Genomic DNA, 15,831 nt, shown 5'->3' on the forward strand with positions numbered 1-15,831 from the left:
GACGCGTATGGCGGACGTGTGGGGTGAGCGTATACACCTCCACCGACCGGCCGACCCCGGGTTGTACCCAACCGTTGTGGTTCACCTCACGCGGGTGTGACCGTGCCGTCCGTCAGGCCGTCGTACATCCCCTGGACCAGTAGCCCGCCGAGCCGTCCCGCCGTCCGCAGCGCTTCCTCGAACGCGGCCAGTTCACGGAACCGCTCCCCGTACCTCCGCTGTTCGGCGAGCGGCATCCGGGGCAGGTGGAGGCGCCGGGCGTCCAGCCGGGCCGCCGTGGAGGCGTAGCTGCTGGCCTGCCGGTTGTTGGCGGTGCCGCGCAGGAACCCGGCGAGGAACCACGGATCGAGGGCGGCCGGATCGGGGCGCAGCAGTTGGAGGTTGCGGCCGAGCGCGGCACCCGCGTCCCTCTCGCCGACGACCCGGACGACGGTCCCGCCGCCGAGCACGGGCACCACGACGTCGCCGGGTTCGAGCACGACCGGCTCGTCGGGGGCCGCGCCCGGGGCCTCCGGACCGGTGAGCGGGGTTCCGGCCGGGCCCGTGAGCGGGGTTCCGGCCGGGCCCGCGCCGGTGAGGACATCGTGCTCGGTGAGCACGGGCCCGGGGCCGCCCGGGGCCGCGTTGCCGGTGTGCAGCGAGAGCGCCCCGCCGCGGGCGAGTTCGCCGACGGTGACCCGGGGGCGGTGCGCGGGGACGGCGGGGGCGGCGGGGGGCGGGGTGAGGCGGGCGGTCAGCCGGAGGGTCTCGGCAAGCCGCTCCCGCACCTCGCCGAGTCCGGAGGCGTCTCCCCCGGGCGCGGGGCGCGGCAGATACCGGGCCGGGGCCAGGTCCACGTCGTCGTCGAGGAGTTCGACCACGGGCACGACGCGGCTGACGCCGGGGAGGTCGGCGCGGTCGCGCCAGGCGTCGAGCACGGCGGCGCGCACGACGGGCCAGTCGAGCCGGTCGCGTCCGCCGCCCGCCGCCTTGCCGCCCGTCTCCCCGGCGGACGCCGCGAGCCTGGCGGTGTCGGCCAGGAGGAGGTCCGGCCCGGGGCGGACTCCGGGCGTCGGCCTGCGCAGGACCCAGAGGTGGAGCGGAATGCCGTACGGGGGTGCGGTGCCGGCCGGGAGGGCGATGACGGCGCGGAGGGCTCCCCTGCGCAGGAGGTCGGCGCGGATGCGGCGGCCGGAGCGCCGGGAGGCGGCGGCCGGAGGCATCAGCAGGACGGCGGTGCCGCCGTCGCGCAGCCGGGCCAGGGCGTGCTGGACCCAGGCCAGTTCGGACTCGACGCGGGCGGGGAAGCCGTACTCCCAGCGCGGGTCGTAAGCCAGTTCGTCGTGGCCCCAGTTGCGGTCGTTGAAGGGCGGGTGGCAGAGCACGGTGTCGGTCGCGAGCCGGGGGAACGCGTCGGCCCGCAGGGTGTCCCCGGTCCGCACGGCCAGGGAGGGAGGGGAGCTGTGCGTTCCGCCGGGGCCCAGGGCGAGGCGCAGTGCGGTGAGGGCGGCGAGCCCGGCGTCGGCCTCCTGGGCGTACAGCGCCGCTGGTCCTGCGACGGCGCGGAGCAGGGCGCCGGTCCCGGCCGCCGGATCGAGGACGCTGCGGAGCGGCCGGTCGGGGGCCGGGCGACCGGCGTCCTTCGAGGGTTCGGCGAGGTCCGCCATCAGCTCGGCGAGGTGCGGCGGGGTCAGGGTGTACTGGCGCGGGTTGGCATCCAGGTACCGACCGAGCAGGAACTCGAAGGTCTGACCGGCACCGATCCCGGCGGCGAGTTGCGCGGCGGCGCGCAGGAGCGGCACGGAGGGCAGCAGGGCCTGCGCGGTGGGGGTGCGAACGGCTCGCGTCCTGTGAACTCCCGGAGCCTCGGGCGTGTTCGCCGGGTGAACCACCGCGGGCCCGGACGCGGTCGATCCCGGCGTGGTCGGGCCGGGCGCCGTCGATCCCGGCGTGGTCGAGGCGAACGTGGTCGAGCCGGACGCGGTCGAGCCGGACGCGGTCGAGCCGACGGTTCGCGGTGTGCCGACGGTTCCTGGGGGTGTGGCCCGGCCGGGGCCCGGGACGCCTGAGGGGGCGTCGGGGCCGAGCCGGGCGGTGAGGACGGGGTCCACGGCGGGCGGCAGCGCGTCGGCCATCCGTTCGTCGGACGCGGCGGTCAACTCCAGCCAGGCGGTGGGCCGGTCACGGATGAGCAGCAGAGCGCAGCCGGTGTGGACCAGGGCCTGCGCGGCCCCTGCGGGGTGGCCGGCTACCTCCTGCCAGACCCGCTCGCGAAGCGGCACCTCGGCGAGTTTCCCCTGGTCGCGCAGCCACTGCTCCACATCGGACAGCGCGAAGGAAGGGCTGGCCGCGGTGCCGCCGACGGGCTGAGGGAAGTCGGCGTGACGGCGGCGCCAGTTGCTGACGGCGGCACGGCCCACTCCTGCCAGCCGCGCGATCCCGGCCGCGGTGACCTCCGTCGCGTTCTCCGGCACTGGCTCTCCCTCGGTCCGTCCGCGCTGCCTGCCCGCGAGCATAGCGAATCACCCGCACCACACCGGAAAGTCTCGTTGCCCGACCCGTCACGAACCTTTTGTGTTGACTCAGTTCACAAGCTCTGTTGTTATTGGTCCGCCCCGCCAGGGCCGCTTTCCTCTCTCTACTGACCGGCGCCGCGCGCCTCTCCTTCCGGAGCCTGACCCATGCGTCTCATCACCCGTATATCCGTCAACACCGTCTGCGCGATGACCCTGCTCGGTCTCGCCGCCTGCGGCACGGACTCCCCGAAGGAGACCGGGCCGTTCGCCGGTGTGTCCGGTCCGGAGGTCGTGAACAAGGCCCTCACGAAGACGACCGGGGTCAAGTCCCTGCGGATCGGGCTCGACATGACCACCTCCGACGGCCGGGTCGAGGCCGACTTCGCGACGAGCCTGGGAGGTGACTGCGCCGGAACGATGACCATGGGCGGCACGGGCACGATGGAGGTCCGCAAGACCGGCGACACGGTCTACACCAAGCTCGACGAGACCCTGTTGCGCGAGCAGTCGAAGGGCGAGCCGAAGGCGGACGTGGACGCGGCGGTCAAGCTGATCGCGGGCCGCTGGATGGAGTCGAAGGCCTCCGACCCGGACACCAAGGACAGCATCGAGTTCTGCGACCTGCAGGGACTGCTGAAGGAGTTCGAGGCGGGCGACAACGCCGCCCGCAAGAAGGGCCCCACGACGGTCGCCGGCAAGCCCGCCCTGCGCCTCACGGAGAAGGAGGGCGAGGAGACGTTCACCATCGACGTCTCCGCCGAGGGCGACCCGTACATCCTGCGCGTCGCGTCCCGAGGCGGCGAGGAGCCGATGACGATGAACCTGTCCGAGTTCGACGTGCCCGTCGTGGCGGAGAAGCCCGCCGCGAAGGACATCGTCGACCTGGAGCAGTAGGACCCAGCCCGCGCGGGCCTGCCGCCCCCGGTCACCCGGCCGCTGCCGGGGCTCCGCCTCCGAAGTCCACCTCGGCCGCCGGCAGTACGCCGTACCCGGCGGCCCGGGTAGCGGAGGTTGCGGTAGATCTCGTTGGGGTGCGCGACGGACGCCTCCGGTGCGGCGTACGGGCCGGGGCCGGGGCGGACGGACGTGGTGTGCCCGTCCGCGACGAGCACCACGTCGTATCCCCGGCTCAGCGCCTGCCGGGCCGTGGACTCGACGCAGATCTCGGTGGCGAACCCGGCGACGACGACCTCGGTGACCCCCCGGGCGCGCGGTACCGCGTCCAGTTCGGTGTCCAGGAAGCTGTCCGGGGCGGCCTTGGGCATGACCGTCCCACCGGGGGCGGGGGCCGGCTCGGGCACGATCCGCCAGCCCTCGGCCCCGGGCTTCAGCTCCTCGTCCCGCTGCCGCACCAGCACCACCGGCACGCCGGCCGCCCTGGCCCGCTACTGGAGACGGGCGATGGCCGCGACCGTGCCTGATGCCCGGTACGCCATCGCCGCCAGAGTGTTCTGCATGTCGACGACGAGGAGCGCGGGGGTGGGCGGCAGCGCGGGGGTCGCGGTCACGCCGGGCGCCGTCACAGTCGGTGCCGTACCCAGACGTTGGGCTCGACGTAGACCGCGTAACCGTGCGCAAGCGCGCAGTGCACCGGGACGAGCGCCCCCGGAACCTCCACCGGACCGTCCGTGTCGAACGGCAGCCCGGTCCACTCCCGCCACTGCGCGAGCGAACCGCTCACGGTCATCGACACGGTGGCGACCGAGTCCACCACTCCGCCCGCCCGGGCGTGGACCCGCAGCCAGGGGTCCTCGGGCAGCCCGTCCTCGGGACGGGTCAGCCGGGCGTACTCCTCCATCGGCAGGCCGGACCGCAGGTGCTTGCCGCTCGGCCGCACCGGGGCGACGAGCTCCCGGAAGCCGAGCAGTTCCGCGTTGTCGCGCATCGCGGCGAGCATCCGGCCCGATATCCCCCTGCCCTGGTGGCCGGTGGCCACCGTGATCTCGATCGCGCCGACCGTGTCGGGCGTCCGCCCGCGCCGCAGGTCCGCGAACGCCCACAGCAGCATCCGGTCCCAGCCTCCGACGGGCAGTTCACCGCGCCCGGGGGCGTCCAGCACGAAGGGCACGCTGTAGGCGCGGGCGACCACGACTCCCTCGGGATCGGTGGCGACCAGCACGTACTGGGGGAACTCGACGGCGATCCGGGCGAAGTTCGCCCAGCCGACGATGTCCTCCAGCACGAACTCCGGCCAGGTGTCCGGCATCCGGTCCAGGGCGTCGGCCAGCTCCGGGCGCTCGGCGAGGGTGGTGATGTTCAGCTCCATACGCGCGACCCTAAGCAGCCGACGCCCTCCCGACCAGCGGATATCGGCTCGGCCCCGAACCACTGGAGCGCCCGCCGCCCCAAAGGCCCAGGCCCGCTTCCCCGAGCTGAGCGGGCTCACGATACGGCCGCCAGACCGACGCGATCCGGCCGGAACCATGAGGTGCGCATGCCGCGTCCCCACCCGTGACTTCGTCCCCGTGCACCACCCGTCGAGGAGCAGAACCATGACCCAGCCAGGCACAGCACCGACCCGCCCCCGCAGAGCCGCCGGGTGCCTGCAGAGCCTGTTGGTGCTCGCTGTGATCCTCGGCCTGGGCTACGGAGCGTCCAAGATCTTCGGTGACGAGTCGTCGAAGTCGTCCTCGTCCTCCTCCTCGTCCGCCTCGGACGGCAAGGGCGGGTCGTGGGAGATCGGCGACTGCGGCGGTCCGGACCCGGAGAACAAGCCGGACGGCTACCGGGCCTACGACTGCGACGAGTCGGGAGCGACGTTCAAGGCGCTGGAGCTCAAGCCCGCGAGCTTCATGCCCGACTCGATCCAGTGCCCGGCCGGCACGGACCTGATCATCCAGGTCTCCCGGGTCTTCGGCTCCGGCGACGGCAAGAAGGGCGGCGGCATCCCCACCCACACGGTCTGCGGCCGCAACCTGTCCGACGACCACCCGGGCGACGCGGGCGCCGGCGGCGGCCAGCTCGTCGAGGGCGACTGCATCTCGGCGACCGCCAAGGAGATCACCTGCGCCTCGGCCGGGGCTGAGGACTTCAAGGTCCTCGGACTCGTCAAGGACAAGAAGGAGTGCCCGGCGGCGACCACCGAGCCCATGCAGCTGATGATGGCGATAGGCCGCCCGTACGACGTCATCTGCGGCGGCAAGGTCTGAGGTCCGCTCCCCGGTGCGGCGGCGCCGCTCAGCCGCCGCACTGGGTGAGCATGGCCTTCTTGTCGGCCTCCGTGACCGGGAGTTCGTACTTCAACGAGACCTGGGCGAACCGCACCGCGTAGGAGCAGCGGACCGGCTTGTACGGCGGCAGCCAGGAGGCGGGGCCCGAGTCCCTCTTGGCGTTGTTCGCGGGGCCGTCCACCGGGATGAGGTTGAGCGGGTCGTTGGCGATCTGTTCGCGCTTGGACTCGTTCCAGCGGGCCGCGCCCATCTGCCAGTTGTAGGACAGCGGCATCACATGGTCGATCTGCACCTCGGTGGCCTGCTGCTTGCGCCAGTCGATGCTCTCGCCGGTGTAGGGGTCCTGGAGGGTCATCGACATGACCACGCAGTCGGATCCCGCCTTGCGCTCGATGTCCTTGCCGTCCCGGGCGAGCAGGTCGTTGCGGGTTATCTCCATCTCTCTCCCGATCGCGATGCACATGAGGCACAGCCGTAACCCACTCCTGTCCCTCACCGTTATCAGTCATGCCATGAGGCACATGAGAGACGACGGAGACAGGAAGCAGATCCATGACGTTACGCACGGAGAAGGCCGTCTCGCCCAGCAACGGCGAGACCACCTGGCTCCTGGTCGACGAGGAGACGTACGCGCCCCACCCCGAAGTCCGTGGGTTCTCCCTGTACCTGCGCGGAGCCGGGCGGTCACCGCAGACACAGCGCGCGTACATCCCCAGAATCGGCCGCTTCCTCAACTGGTGCGCAGAGCGGGGTACCGACTGGAGGACCGTCCGGCTCGGGGACATGAGTCTGTTCAAGTTCCACGTCGAGCGAACGCCGACCCAGTACGGGCGGCCTCCGTCCGGCAGGACGGTCAACGCCACGCTCACCGCGGTGTGTGAGTTCCTCCGCTTCTGTGCAGTCCAGGGACACGTGGCCCACGAAGTCGCCGCGCGTCTCAGCGAGCCGCGCTTCCTCGCCCACGCCCCCGCCGGCTTCGATCCCGGCGAGGGCGGCCAACACCTGATGATCAAAGCCCGCGTCCTGAAGGCGCCGGAGATCGAGCGGGCACCGCAGACGCTCACCCGAGCCCAGACGGATCAGATCCTCAGGGCCGCTCGCACCGCGCGTGACCGGCTACTGCTGACCGTCCTCCTGGAAGCCGGCCTCCGCATCGGCGAAGCCCTCGGACTGCGGCGAGAGGACATGCATCTACTCCCCGATTCCAGCCATCTCGGCTGCCGGACTGGTGGCGCGCACCTGCACGTCAGGCCTCGGCAGGACAACGTCAACGGGGCACGGGCCAAGGCCGGGCGCCCTCGCATGGTTCCGCTGACGCCAGAGGTGGTGCATCGCTATCGCGATCACCTCGCCGAGCGTGAACAGGTGGCCGGCTCCGCCGCCTGTGACTACGTCTTCGTCAATCTCGTCGGCGTGCACGCGGGACGGCCCCTGTCGTACTCCAACGCCAAGCAAGTGGTCGAACGGATCGGGAGACGCTGCGGTCTGACCGCCCGGCCGCACATGATGCGGCATACGGCCGCCACCCGCTGGATTCGCAACGGGGTCGCTCCGGACGTCGTGCAGACACTCCTGGGCCATGCCTCGTCGGCGAGCACAGCCGTGTACGTGCACGCCCAGGACGAGGATCTCCGCGCGGCCGTCGACAGCCTCGCTTCGGAGCTGCTGCGATGACCATCGCACCTCTCCGCTCAGCTGTCGTTGCCTCCGGCTCCGTCGAATGGCCGTCATGGCTCGCGGCGCGCCTCCCGTCGGCCTGGCGGACAGATGAGTGGGACCCCGTGCAGGCACTGTTCACTGCCGATCCTGGTAATCCGACGACCAGCGTGTTCGTCTGCTCCGTGGCCTCCTGCACCACCCATGTGGCGAGCCATGGCTCCCGCTGCGACGCCTGCCGGAAAGCCCGATACCTCCTGGGGAACCCTGCGGACTTCGACACCACGCACACCCCAGATCCGTCTCGCCGCAGGCCCAACGCCTCCGCGAACGGGGCGATGCCCGGCGTCTCCCAGTTCTCGCTCGCGGGTATGAGCCCCGCGGTCCGCCAGGAGCTCTTGTATGGACTACAGCAGCGCGACGACGCCGGAATCAGCCTGGTCCCCCAGCGGGTACGCCGCATCGTGGCCGGCCTCCCCGCCGGACTCGGCTCGCTCCTCGACCTGGACGGCTCCTTCTCCTCCGGGCTTCCGGCTGCGGCCTCCGGCGTCCTGAACGGTGTTCTCCAGCACGTCCGACGCGCACGCATCGAGTTCGAGGGCACCGATCCGACCTCGGGCGACGTATGGGAGTGCGCTCTCATCGGGCTGACGGCAGGGCGCGGTCGCAAGTACACCGCTGTCCACGGCGACATCGACTTCCGTCCGGTACGGCAGCGTTGGCTGCGGGAGCTGGTCAAGGAGTACGGCCGCACGGCACGCCCCAACGTCATGGACCTAAGGCAGACCGTCTACGCGGCGACCATCGCGTCCTCCGCGCTGGCAGGCCGCCCCCACGGGGATGAGCCCGGGCTCCTCGCCATGGCTGACATGAACGCCGTGGTGGACATGTTCCGCATCACCAAGCGTCCCGAGGACGGTCACGACTACTCCACCAGCCACCGTAGAGCCCTGCTCCGGCACTGGCGCGCGTTCCTGGACTACGCCCGTCAGGCCGGGATGATGGATCACGTGCCCGGCGGGTTCGCGCTCAACCCCCGCTTCCACAGCATCGCCGCCGTGGAGGTGACCGAGGACGATCTCGGCCGTGCGATCCCCGAGCATGTCATCGCCCAGCTCGACGCGCACCTCGATCTGCTGGGCACCTCGACGGGGTACGCGAGCGGCGGCTGGGCGGCTGCCGACTTCGCGCGGATGTACCAGGTGGTCTACGCGGTCCTCCGGGACACCGGCCGGCGTCCGGGCGAGGTCACCAGCCTGCGCCGCGACTGCCTGGAGCGGGTCGACGGCAAACCGACGCTGATCTACGACAACCACAAACGGCGACGCCACGGCCGTCGGCTGCCGATCTCGGAGAGCGCCGCCCAGCTGATCGAAACCTGGCAGAGGGAGCTCGAAGCGCTACCGGCCGTACCGGCCTGCGCCCAGTGGCTGTTTCCCTCGCCCGGACAGCGCAACCGTCCGCGCCGCGGGCATCTGAACACTTCGCACTTCTGCAACCGGATCTTCCGGAACTGGATCGACGAACTTATCCCAGACCTTGTGGACGACCGGCTCGACGAGGACGGCGCCCCGCTCGCTTACGACCGGACCCAGGTCGTCCCGTACGGCTTCCGCCACGCTTACGCCCAGCGCCATGCGGACGCGGGCACTCGCCCCGACGTCCTGCGGGAGCTCATGGACCACCGTTCACTGGACGTGACCATGGGGTACTACAAAGTCTCCCTCAGCAGAAAGCAGGAGGCCGTGCGCACGGTCGCGGCACTCGCCGTGGACCGGCACGGAGCAGCCTGCGGATTCGGCGATCCCCTCGCCTACGAGGTGGAAAGCGTCGGTGTTCCCTACGGCGGCTGCACCGAGCCGAGCAACGTCAAGGCCGGCGGCGGGCACTGCCGCATCCGGTTCCAGTGCGCCGGATGCGACTTCTACCGCCCCGATCCCTCCTACCTCCCCGCCCTGGAACAGCAGGTCGCGGACCTGCGAGCCGACAAGGAAGCCGCCCTCGCGATGGAGGCCGCCGACTGGGTCGTACGCAATCTCGATGACCAGATCCGCGCATACTCGAAGTCGGCCGACGAGATGCGGCGGAAGCTCGACGCCCTGCCCGCCGAGGAGCGGGCCGCCGTCGAATCCGCCTCACGCGAGCTGCGCAAGGCACGTTCGGCAGCAGCCTTCATCCCTCTGCAGGCGCTCACGACACGGAGCTCGGAATGAAGATTCCTGCTGCTTCCGGCGGCAACGACCGGAGCGCCCGGGTCGAGCGGCTGCGCGTCAGCCGCGCCAAGGACAGCGAAGACAAGACGAGGCGTGCACTCGACGCCGTGGATGCCCTTCTCCGCTCAGGGCGACGGATCACCGTCGCCCAAGTGGCACGGGATGCCTCGGTGTCCACGTGGTTCGTCTACAACCAGCCTCAGGTGCACCAGGCCGTTCAGGACGGCATCTCCGCCCAGCGGACGCGAGGTCGCCAGAACTCCCACACTCCAGAAACGTCCCAGGTGTCTCCGGCCGGGTTGCGAACGGACCTTGCACTGGCCCGCGAAGAGATCAAGGACCTCAAGAAGGAGCGCGATCGGCTCCGTAACCGGGTCAGGCTCTCTCTCGGCGCCGAGTTGGAGGGCGTGAACCAGCACGAGCTGATCGATCGGGTACAGCAGATCGAGCAGCGGAATACCGCGCTGGAGCAAGCGCTGTCAGAGGCCAGAGATCGGATCGCCACCCTGGAGGGCCAACTGCGTGAGGCGGAGGACGACCTCACCGCCGCGCGAGCCAGTCTGCGCCGTGCCATGCGGGCTGTTCCGTCCCCGTAGCTCGCGTTCCACCACCACCTGCGGCTGTCCGGCTTGGGTGTTGTCTGCCGGGCAGCCGTGAGAGGCGGAATCAGAATGGGGGATCACTGAAGAACGAGCCGGTCCGGACAGGGGAGACCAGCTCGGAATCACGCTGCTGAAGGAGTGCGACGGCATCGCTGACGCGCCCCAGGTCGATGAGGTGGCCGGCAAGTTCGTTGCTGTTCTTGGGGGCGTGCCGTTCGAGAACGGCAACAGCGTCCTCGGGGCGTCCGGCGCCGACAAGCAGCTCGGCGATGTGCGGCGCCGCGTACGAGGTGGATCCCTCAGGGTGGAAGCAGGCCTGTGCGACCGCTGCATCAACGCCGTCGCGAGCGGCGATGAGTGGCGGCAAACGTATCCAGTACAGGTCCCAGTCCTCCTCGCCCCCGCGGGCGGCTGCGAGGGCGTCAAGGTGCGCCAGGCCGTCCTCGGGGCGGCCCTGTGCGAGGCACAGGTTGGACCACGTATGCAGGATCCAGTCGTCCCCGTTGTGGGCCTCGGCCAGGACTCGCATCAGATCGACCGCTTCGCCCCCTCGGCCATGCCGTGCCAGGAGCTCCGCCAGTCGCACCATGCCGTGGCGCCGGAAGTCCTGCGAGCCGCCCGACTGCCTGTACACGGCGATCGCGCCTTCCAAGTCACCGCGCTCCTCCAGTGCCTCAGCCAGACGCTGCGCGGCGTGACCGAGACGATCGGTCACCGCGTACGCGCGCAGTTCCTCGATCCGACCGTGTCTCGCCAGCAGGTCGGCCAGCTGATCCCGGTTGTTGACCGAGGTGATGTACCGGGTGCGCAGCAGGGCGATCGCTTCGTCGACGCGGCCCTGGCGCTCACGGATCGTGGCAAGAAGCCCGATGGCGTCGTCGGGGTCGAGACCGTGGCAGCACCATGGGTTGTCACAGCGGTGCTGGTCCGGGATACGGGCAGCCAGTAGCGCAGCGACGTCTTCGTCCCAGCCTGCTCCCTCGGCGATGTCGACCAGAGCGGCGGCAAGAAGCCGGTCCTCAATTCCTGCGCTCAGCCGAGTAACTGCCTCGTCCGTACGACCGTGCCGCGCCAGCAGACGCGCGAAATACTCCAACGGGGGCCCTCCCGTGCTCGCGTACGGCAGGGCCAGCGCAATCGCTTCCTCTGACCGCCCCCAGCTCTCCAGCAGCTCCGCCTGGGTCCATGCTGCCGACCACCAGCCAGTGGCAACGTACGGAGAAAGCACCTCCAGCGCCTCGGCTTGCCGACCCCGGTCACTGAGCAGCTGCGCCCAGGCCCGCGCGCAGAACCACTCCCCGCGACGGGCTTGGGCCTCCACCTCTTCACTGTGGCCGATCTCAAGAAGCCGGGAGACCAGGAGTGGAGGAATGCACCCGGACAAGGTCCGGGCCTGACGGTCGAGATCGGCAGCGTCCATAACAGCGCACCTTAGCCACCATGTCCGAGACAGAACCCTCAACGCCGAGGCCCGGATAGCCATGGGGATGCTGTCAGCCCTGGCATTGCTTCAACATCGTCGTCCTGTCCGCCGCCGTCACCGCGAGGTCGTACTTGAAGGCCACCTGTGCGAACCGCACTGCGTACGAGCACCGGATCGACTTGTTCGGCGGCAGCCAGGACGCCGGGCCCGAGTCCCGCTTGGCGGAGTTCGCGGGACCCGAGACCGGCAGAAGATTCAGCACGTCGTTGGCCAGTTGCTGCCGCTTCTCCTTGCTCCAACGCGAGGCGCCCATCTGCCAGGCGTACGACAACGGCACCACGTGGTCTATCTGTACCTCGGTGGCCTTGGCCTTCTTCCAGGCGATGGCCTTGCCGGTGTACGGGTCGTACAGGTTCATCGACACGACCACGCAGTCGGAACCCCTACGAAACTCGATGTCCTGTCCATGAAGTTCCAGCAAGTCGTTCCGGGTGTCACAACCGTTCCTCGCCAGCGGCACCCCATCCGCCGTGTCCATCCACGCATAGCCGAACTTGTCGCGTTCGTAGCCCGTCTTCGGCCCACGCCCCTTGACTGTGAGCTTGTCGACGAGCTTGCGCGCGTTCGCCTTGTCCGCCTCCGACGCGAGCGCGCCGAGCCCCGGCTTCGTTCCGTCCGGATTCGTCAGCGGGCTCGCCGCCCGCCCGGCAGCGGCGTCCGGTCCGGATCCCGCGGAGCTTCCGCCCGGCTCCAGGCCATCACAGCCTGCGACGAGCGTGACGGCAACGGTGGCCGTAAGGACGACCCTCTTCCCGCGCGTACACAGCGGCCTGTGACTCATGTGCCTCTCACTACGCACAGCCGACCACACCCTGCATACGCTGCGAGAACGGATCCATCACGGCGCGAAGCATAGAGATAATGCGGGTGTCGCAGCCGTTGCGGGCGAGCGGGATGCCGTCGATGCCGTCCTTCCAGGCGTAGCCGAACTTCTTCCGCTCGTAACCCGTCTTCGGGCCGCGCCCCTTGGTGGCGACCTTCTCGATGACCTTCCGGGCGGCGGCCCGGTCCGCGTCGGTGGTGAGGGGGGCCAGGCCCGGCTTCGTACCGTCCGGGTTGTCCAGCGGGCTCACGCCGAAGCCCTCGGCGGACTGCGCGCCGCCGTTGGTCCCGCCGCTCGTGCCGCCGCCGTCGGCCGCGAGGTCGTCGGGGTTGCAGCCGCCCGCCAGGGCGATCGCGACGAGGGCGCCGAGGGCGGGCAGGGCCGCTCGGGAGGTACGGGGAGCTATCACGTGAAGCCGTCCTGACGGGGGGAAGACCGAACACCGAGGATCCTATGGGCGTCTTCCCCGCCAGGAGCCCTTCCATGACTGCGCTTCAGCACTCAGCGCTCCCCGATGCGGGTCACACCTTCCCGATGCCGAGGGTGTTCTCCGCGGGCAGCATCCCCGAGCCGATGACCTCCAGCCAGGGCTCCCCCAGCAGTTCCGCCAGCCGCTCGCGCCCCGGCTCCCCCAGCGCCCGCCACGGCGCGGCGGCCTCCTCGTCGGTGCGCAGCTCCACCTTCGCGCGCAGCTCGCGCCCCGCGTCCGTGGCCGTACCGTCCGCCGCCAGCAGCCCGCGCTCCTGGAGGCGCTGCCGGGCCGCGCCCCACTCCTCCGTGCGCCACCCCCGGCTTGCGAACACCTCGGGGCGGGCCGCGCCGACCGCCGCGAAGGAGACCAGCGACTCGACCGGGTCGAGGCCGGCCTCGGTCAGGGCGGCGACGTGCCCGTCGCCCCGGTGTTCACGCAGAACGGTCGCCGCTTGCCAGAGCGCCAGGTGCGGGGTCTCGGGCCAGGGCAGCGCGGAGTTGGCGGGGCCCATGCCGTCGGACACCTGACCGCCCGGGGCCGCCCCCGCGCCCTGAGGGCCCCGGGCCGCCTCCGCCGCACGGCGGGCCAGTGCGGCGGCCTCCGCGAACTCCGGTCCCTCCACCCGGTCCCCGAACAGCGCCCGGTAGGCCCGGTCGACCGCCCGCAGCCGGGCCGCGAGCACGGCCTCGGGTCGGGCGGTCGCCCAGACGGCCGGAACGTGTCGGTCCACCATCGCCGGAGCGAAGCTGTGGAACGTCCGGACCACCTCCGCCGCTCCCACCGCCCCCAGCGGAGCCGCGCGCCAGGCGAAGTAACTCGACCAGCGCTCCTCGGTGTCGTACCCGAGCACGGCGGCCTCTTCGAAGGCTCCGGGGGCGTAGTACAGAACGGCGTGCAGGGGCTCCAGGAGGTGCCACATCTGCCTTACTCGGGCCGGTTCTCCGGTCATGATCTCCGCCTCTCCCGGGCTTCCCGGACGGGAATCGCACATCTAGTCAATGCCTAGATTGGATCTCCAGCATGCGCGCCCCGCCCAAACTTGTCAATGACTAGATACCGGGTAGGGTTTCCCCATGAGCAGCGAGCGCGAACGCACCTACCACCACGGCGACCTGCGGCGCGCCGTCCTGACCGCCGCCCTCGACGTCATCGCCGCCGAAGGCCCCGCCGCCCTGAGCCTGCGCGACCTGGCCCGCCGGGCGGGCGTCTCGCACGCCGCGCCCGCGCACCACTTCAAGGACCGCACGGGCCTGCTGACCGCCGTGGCCGCCGAGGGGTACGCGCTGTTCGCCGACGCGCTGACCGGGGCACCGGACCTCCGGGAGCGGGGCGTGGCGTACGTACGGTTCGCGGCGACGCACCCCGCGCACTTCCAGGTGATGTTCCAGCCGGACCTCTACCGGACCGACGACCCGGACCTGCTCGCCGCCCGCGCCAGGGCGACCGACGCGCTGCGCGCGGGCGTGGCGGACCTCCCGCCGGACGGACGGGGCGAGGACGACCGCCTCGCGGGGGTGGCCGCCTGGTCCCTGGCCCACGGCTTCGCGACGCTGCTGCTCAGCGGCAACCTGTCGGACGCGATGGAGGGCCGGGATCCGGAGGAGGCGTTCCGGTCCCTCACCGCGTTGATCTTCACTCCGGAGGACGGCCGCGACGGCTGACGGGGGCGCCCCTGGGCTGCCCCACGGGCGTTTCCTGAGCGCCGTACGAGGTCCCGCCCAGGGCCTGGCGGGAGGCGGGGATCGCCTGATGCCTCATCGTGATTCGCGGGTGTACAACCCTGTGTTGATGCCGGCTGTCTGTAAGGCGCCGGAGGGATGCGCCTTCGGTGCCTTCCGTACGGAGATCGGAGATCAGGTGGGGAAGCAGGTCTGGAGAGTCGTCGTGGCCGGTGGTGCGGCGGCGGTGTTCACGGCCGTGGCCGCGGTGCCGGCCGGGGCGGCCGAGGGCGGGGCATCGTTCACCCGTGTCCAGGTGAACGGCGGCAAGCCGATCGTCATCGGGACGACGAAGGAGGTCGCGGTGCCCGCCTCCTTCCGGATGACGACCACGAAGCCGTGGAAGGCGCCGGGGTTGGTGTTCCTCCACCGCAACAGTGGGGAGGAACAGCTGTGGCACTCGATCGAGACGAACGACTGCCCCAACCAGGTCGGCGCCTGCGACATCAACGAGACGATGTACTTCGACCCGAGCGTGTGGGACATGCGTAACAGCGAGGCCGGGGCCTGGAGGGTCGGGGCCGAGGTGCGTTTCAAGGACGGCAGCGGTGACGTCGACGACAAGGGCATGACGGTCTACGTCCAGCGCAACTCCCGTCTGACCGTCAACGCCTCACCGGAACCGGTGGTCAAGGGCAGGACCATCACCGTGACCGGAAAGGTCACTCGGGCCAACTGGGAAACCAGGAAGTACGCCTATTACGGTGGCCGCCACGTGAGCTTGCAGTTCAAGCCTTCCGGCTCGGCCTCCTACAGCACGGTCAAGAAGGTGTACGCGGACGGCTCGGGCAAGCTCAAGACGACCGTGAAGGCCTCCAAGTCGGGTACGTGGCGCTGGGCGTACTACGGCAACACCACCACCGGGGCGTCGACGTCGTCCGGGGACAACGTCGTGGTGAAGTGACGTCTGCCGTGTCGGCGGAGCGGTGGAGGCCGAGGACTTTGGACCGCTGAGCCGGGAGACCACCGCCGAGGGATGACAACGGCCTTCCCTCGCCCGGGCGTCGATGCGGTCCGATCGACGCCCGGGCCCCCGGTTCCCCGCGACGGCCCAGGACCTCGTACAGGTCGGTCCGGCAGGTCAGCACGACCGGCGCCGGTTCCAACCCGCTCTGGTAGCCGGTCAGCGCGTCCACCACCTGCTGCGCTCGTGACTCCGGGAGCGGCATCACCGGCTCGTCCAGCTCGTCGAGTCCGTC

General features: G+C 70.8%; 12 protein-coding genes and 3 pseudogenes. 7 read left to right on the forward strand and 8 right to left on the reverse strand.

Going from position 1 to position 15,831, the window contains the following annotated elements; genetic code table 11:
* Window positions 1–86: 86 nt before the first annotated feature.
* Window positions 87–2,453, reverse strand: a complete 2,367-nt coding sequence (locus tag IG90_RS0111435) for an N-6 DNA methylase (protein ID WP_030581537.1) — start codon at window positions 2,451–2,453, stop codon at window positions 87–89.
* 207 nt (window positions 2,454–2,660) lie between these two features.
* Here IG90_RS0111435 and IG90_RS0111440 point away from each other — a divergent pair, with 207 nt between their 5' ends.
* The gene (locus IG90_RS0111440; RefSeq protein WP_030581540.1) at window positions 2,661–3,389 is read left to right on the forward strand and encodes a hypothetical protein; all 729 of its coding nucleotides are present in this window, start codon (window positions 2,661–2,663) and stop codon (window positions 3,387–3,389) included.
* A gap of 31 nt (window positions 3,390–3,420) precedes the next feature.
* Here the strand turns inward: IG90_RS0111440 and IG90_RS39320 are convergent.
* Window positions 3,421–3,952, reverse strand: a pseudogene (locus IG90_RS39320) (isochorismatase family protein).
* 62 nt (window positions 3,953–4,014) lie between these two features.
* Entirely contained in the window at window positions 4,015–4,761 is a 747-nt protein-coding gene (locus IG90_RS0111450; RefSeq protein WP_030581543.1) for a hypothetical protein, read from the reverse strand.
* A 226-nt stretch (window positions 4,762–4,987) separates the two neighbouring features.
* On the opposite strand from IG90_RS0111450, the gene IG90_RS0111455 reads away from it, so the two are divergent.
* Window positions 4,988–5,644, forward strand: coding sequence for a hypothetical protein (locus IG90_RS0111455; RefSeq protein ID WP_030581546.1), 657 nt, complete (start codon window positions 4,988–4,990; stop codon window positions 5,642–5,644).
* Window positions 5,645–5,672: 28 nt separating this feature from the next.
* On the opposite strand, the pseudogene IG90_RS0111460 reads toward IG90_RS0111455, so the two are convergent.
* Window positions 5,673–6,095 (reverse strand): annotated as a pseudogene (locus IG90_RS0111460) (HNH endonuclease family protein); the annotation flags it as partial.
* A 122-nt stretch (window positions 6,096–6,217) separates the two neighbouring features.
* Between IG90_RS0111460 and IG90_RS0111465 the strand changes: the two are divergent.
* The 3 genes from IG90_RS0111465 to IG90_RS0111475 all read left to right on the forward strand — a co-directional run bounded on the left by IG90_RS0111465 (window position 6,218) and on the right by IG90_RS0111475 (window position 10,130).
* Complete coding sequence (locus IG90_RS0111465) at window positions 6,218–7,339, forward strand: tyrosine-type recombinase/integrase (RefSeq protein WP_030581552.1); 1,122 nt, start codon at window positions 6,218–6,220, stop codon at window positions 7,337–7,339.
* A 353-nt stretch (window positions 7,340–7,692) separates the two neighbouring features.
* Window positions 7,693–9,534, forward strand: a complete 1,842-nt coding sequence (locus IG90_RS0111470; protein ID WP_157846358.1) for a tyrosine-type recombinase/integrase — start codon at window positions 7,693–7,695, stop codon at window positions 9,532–9,534.
* Window positions 9,531–10,130 carry a DUF6262 family protein gene (locus IG90_RS0111475; protein WP_051860281.1) on the forward strand — a complete coding sequence of 200 codons (600 nt, stop codon included), beginning with the start codon at window positions 9,531–9,533 and terminating at the stop codon, window positions 10,128–10,130. Before IG90_RS0111470 ends, IG90_RS0111475 begins: the two co-directional genes overlap by 4 nt.
* Window positions 10,131–10,200: 70 nt before the next feature.
* Here the strand turns inward: IG90_RS0111475 and IG90_RS0111480 are convergent, their stop codons facing one another.
* From IG90_RS0111480 to IG90_RS0111495, 4 genes and pseudogenes are all read right to left on the reverse strand, one after another.
* The gene (locus tag IG90_RS0111480) at window positions 10,201–11,556 is read right to left on the reverse strand and encodes a tetratricopeptide repeat protein (protein ID WP_030581560.1); all 1,356 of its coding nucleotides are present in this window, start codon (window positions 11,554–11,556) and stop codon (window positions 10,201–10,203) included.
* Window positions 11,557–11,629: 73 nt separating this feature from the next.
* Window positions 11,630–12,400 (reverse strand): HNH endonuclease family protein, encoded by a 771-nt coding sequence (locus IG90_RS0111485; protein WP_033894037.1) that lies wholly within the window; start codon window positions 12,398–12,400, stop codon window positions 11,630–11,632.
* Between the two features lie 82 nt (window positions 12,401–12,482).
* Window positions 12,483–12,851 (reverse strand): annotated as a pseudogene (locus IG90_RS0111490) (HNH endonuclease); the annotation flags it as partial.
* A 112-nt stretch (window positions 12,852–12,963) separates the two neighbouring features.
* Window positions 12,964–13,863 carry an SCO6745 family protein gene (locus tag IG90_RS0111495; protein ID WP_030581569.1) on the reverse strand — a complete coding sequence of 300 codons (900 nt, stop codon included), beginning with the start codon at window positions 13,861–13,863 and terminating at the stop codon, window positions 12,964–12,966.
* Window positions 13,864–13,987: 124 nt separating this feature from the next.
* Between IG90_RS0111495 and IG90_RS0111500 the strand changes: the two genes are divergently transcribed.
* Together IG90_RS0111500 and IG90_RS0111505 are read left to right on the forward strand one after the other, a co-directional pair.
* Window positions 13,988–14,575: a TetR/AcrR family transcriptional regulator gene (locus IG90_RS0111500; protein WP_030581572.1), complete on the forward strand. Its 588-nt coding sequence runs from the start codon at window positions 13,988–13,990 to the stop codon at window positions 14,573–14,575.
* A gap of 196 nt (window positions 14,576–14,771) precedes the next feature.
* Window positions 14,772–15,536 carry a hypothetical protein gene (locus IG90_RS0111505; protein WP_030581575.1) on the forward strand — a complete coding sequence of 255 codons (765 nt, stop codon included), beginning with the start codon at window positions 14,772–14,774 and terminating at the stop codon, window positions 15,534–15,536.
* Window positions 15,537–15,831 lie beyond the last annotated feature (295 nt).

The organism is Streptomyces anulatus, from assembly GCF_000721175.1.
Taxonomy (GTDB): Bacteria; Actinomycetota; Actinomycetes; order Streptomycetales; family Streptomycetaceae; genus Streptomyces; species Streptomyces anulatus_C.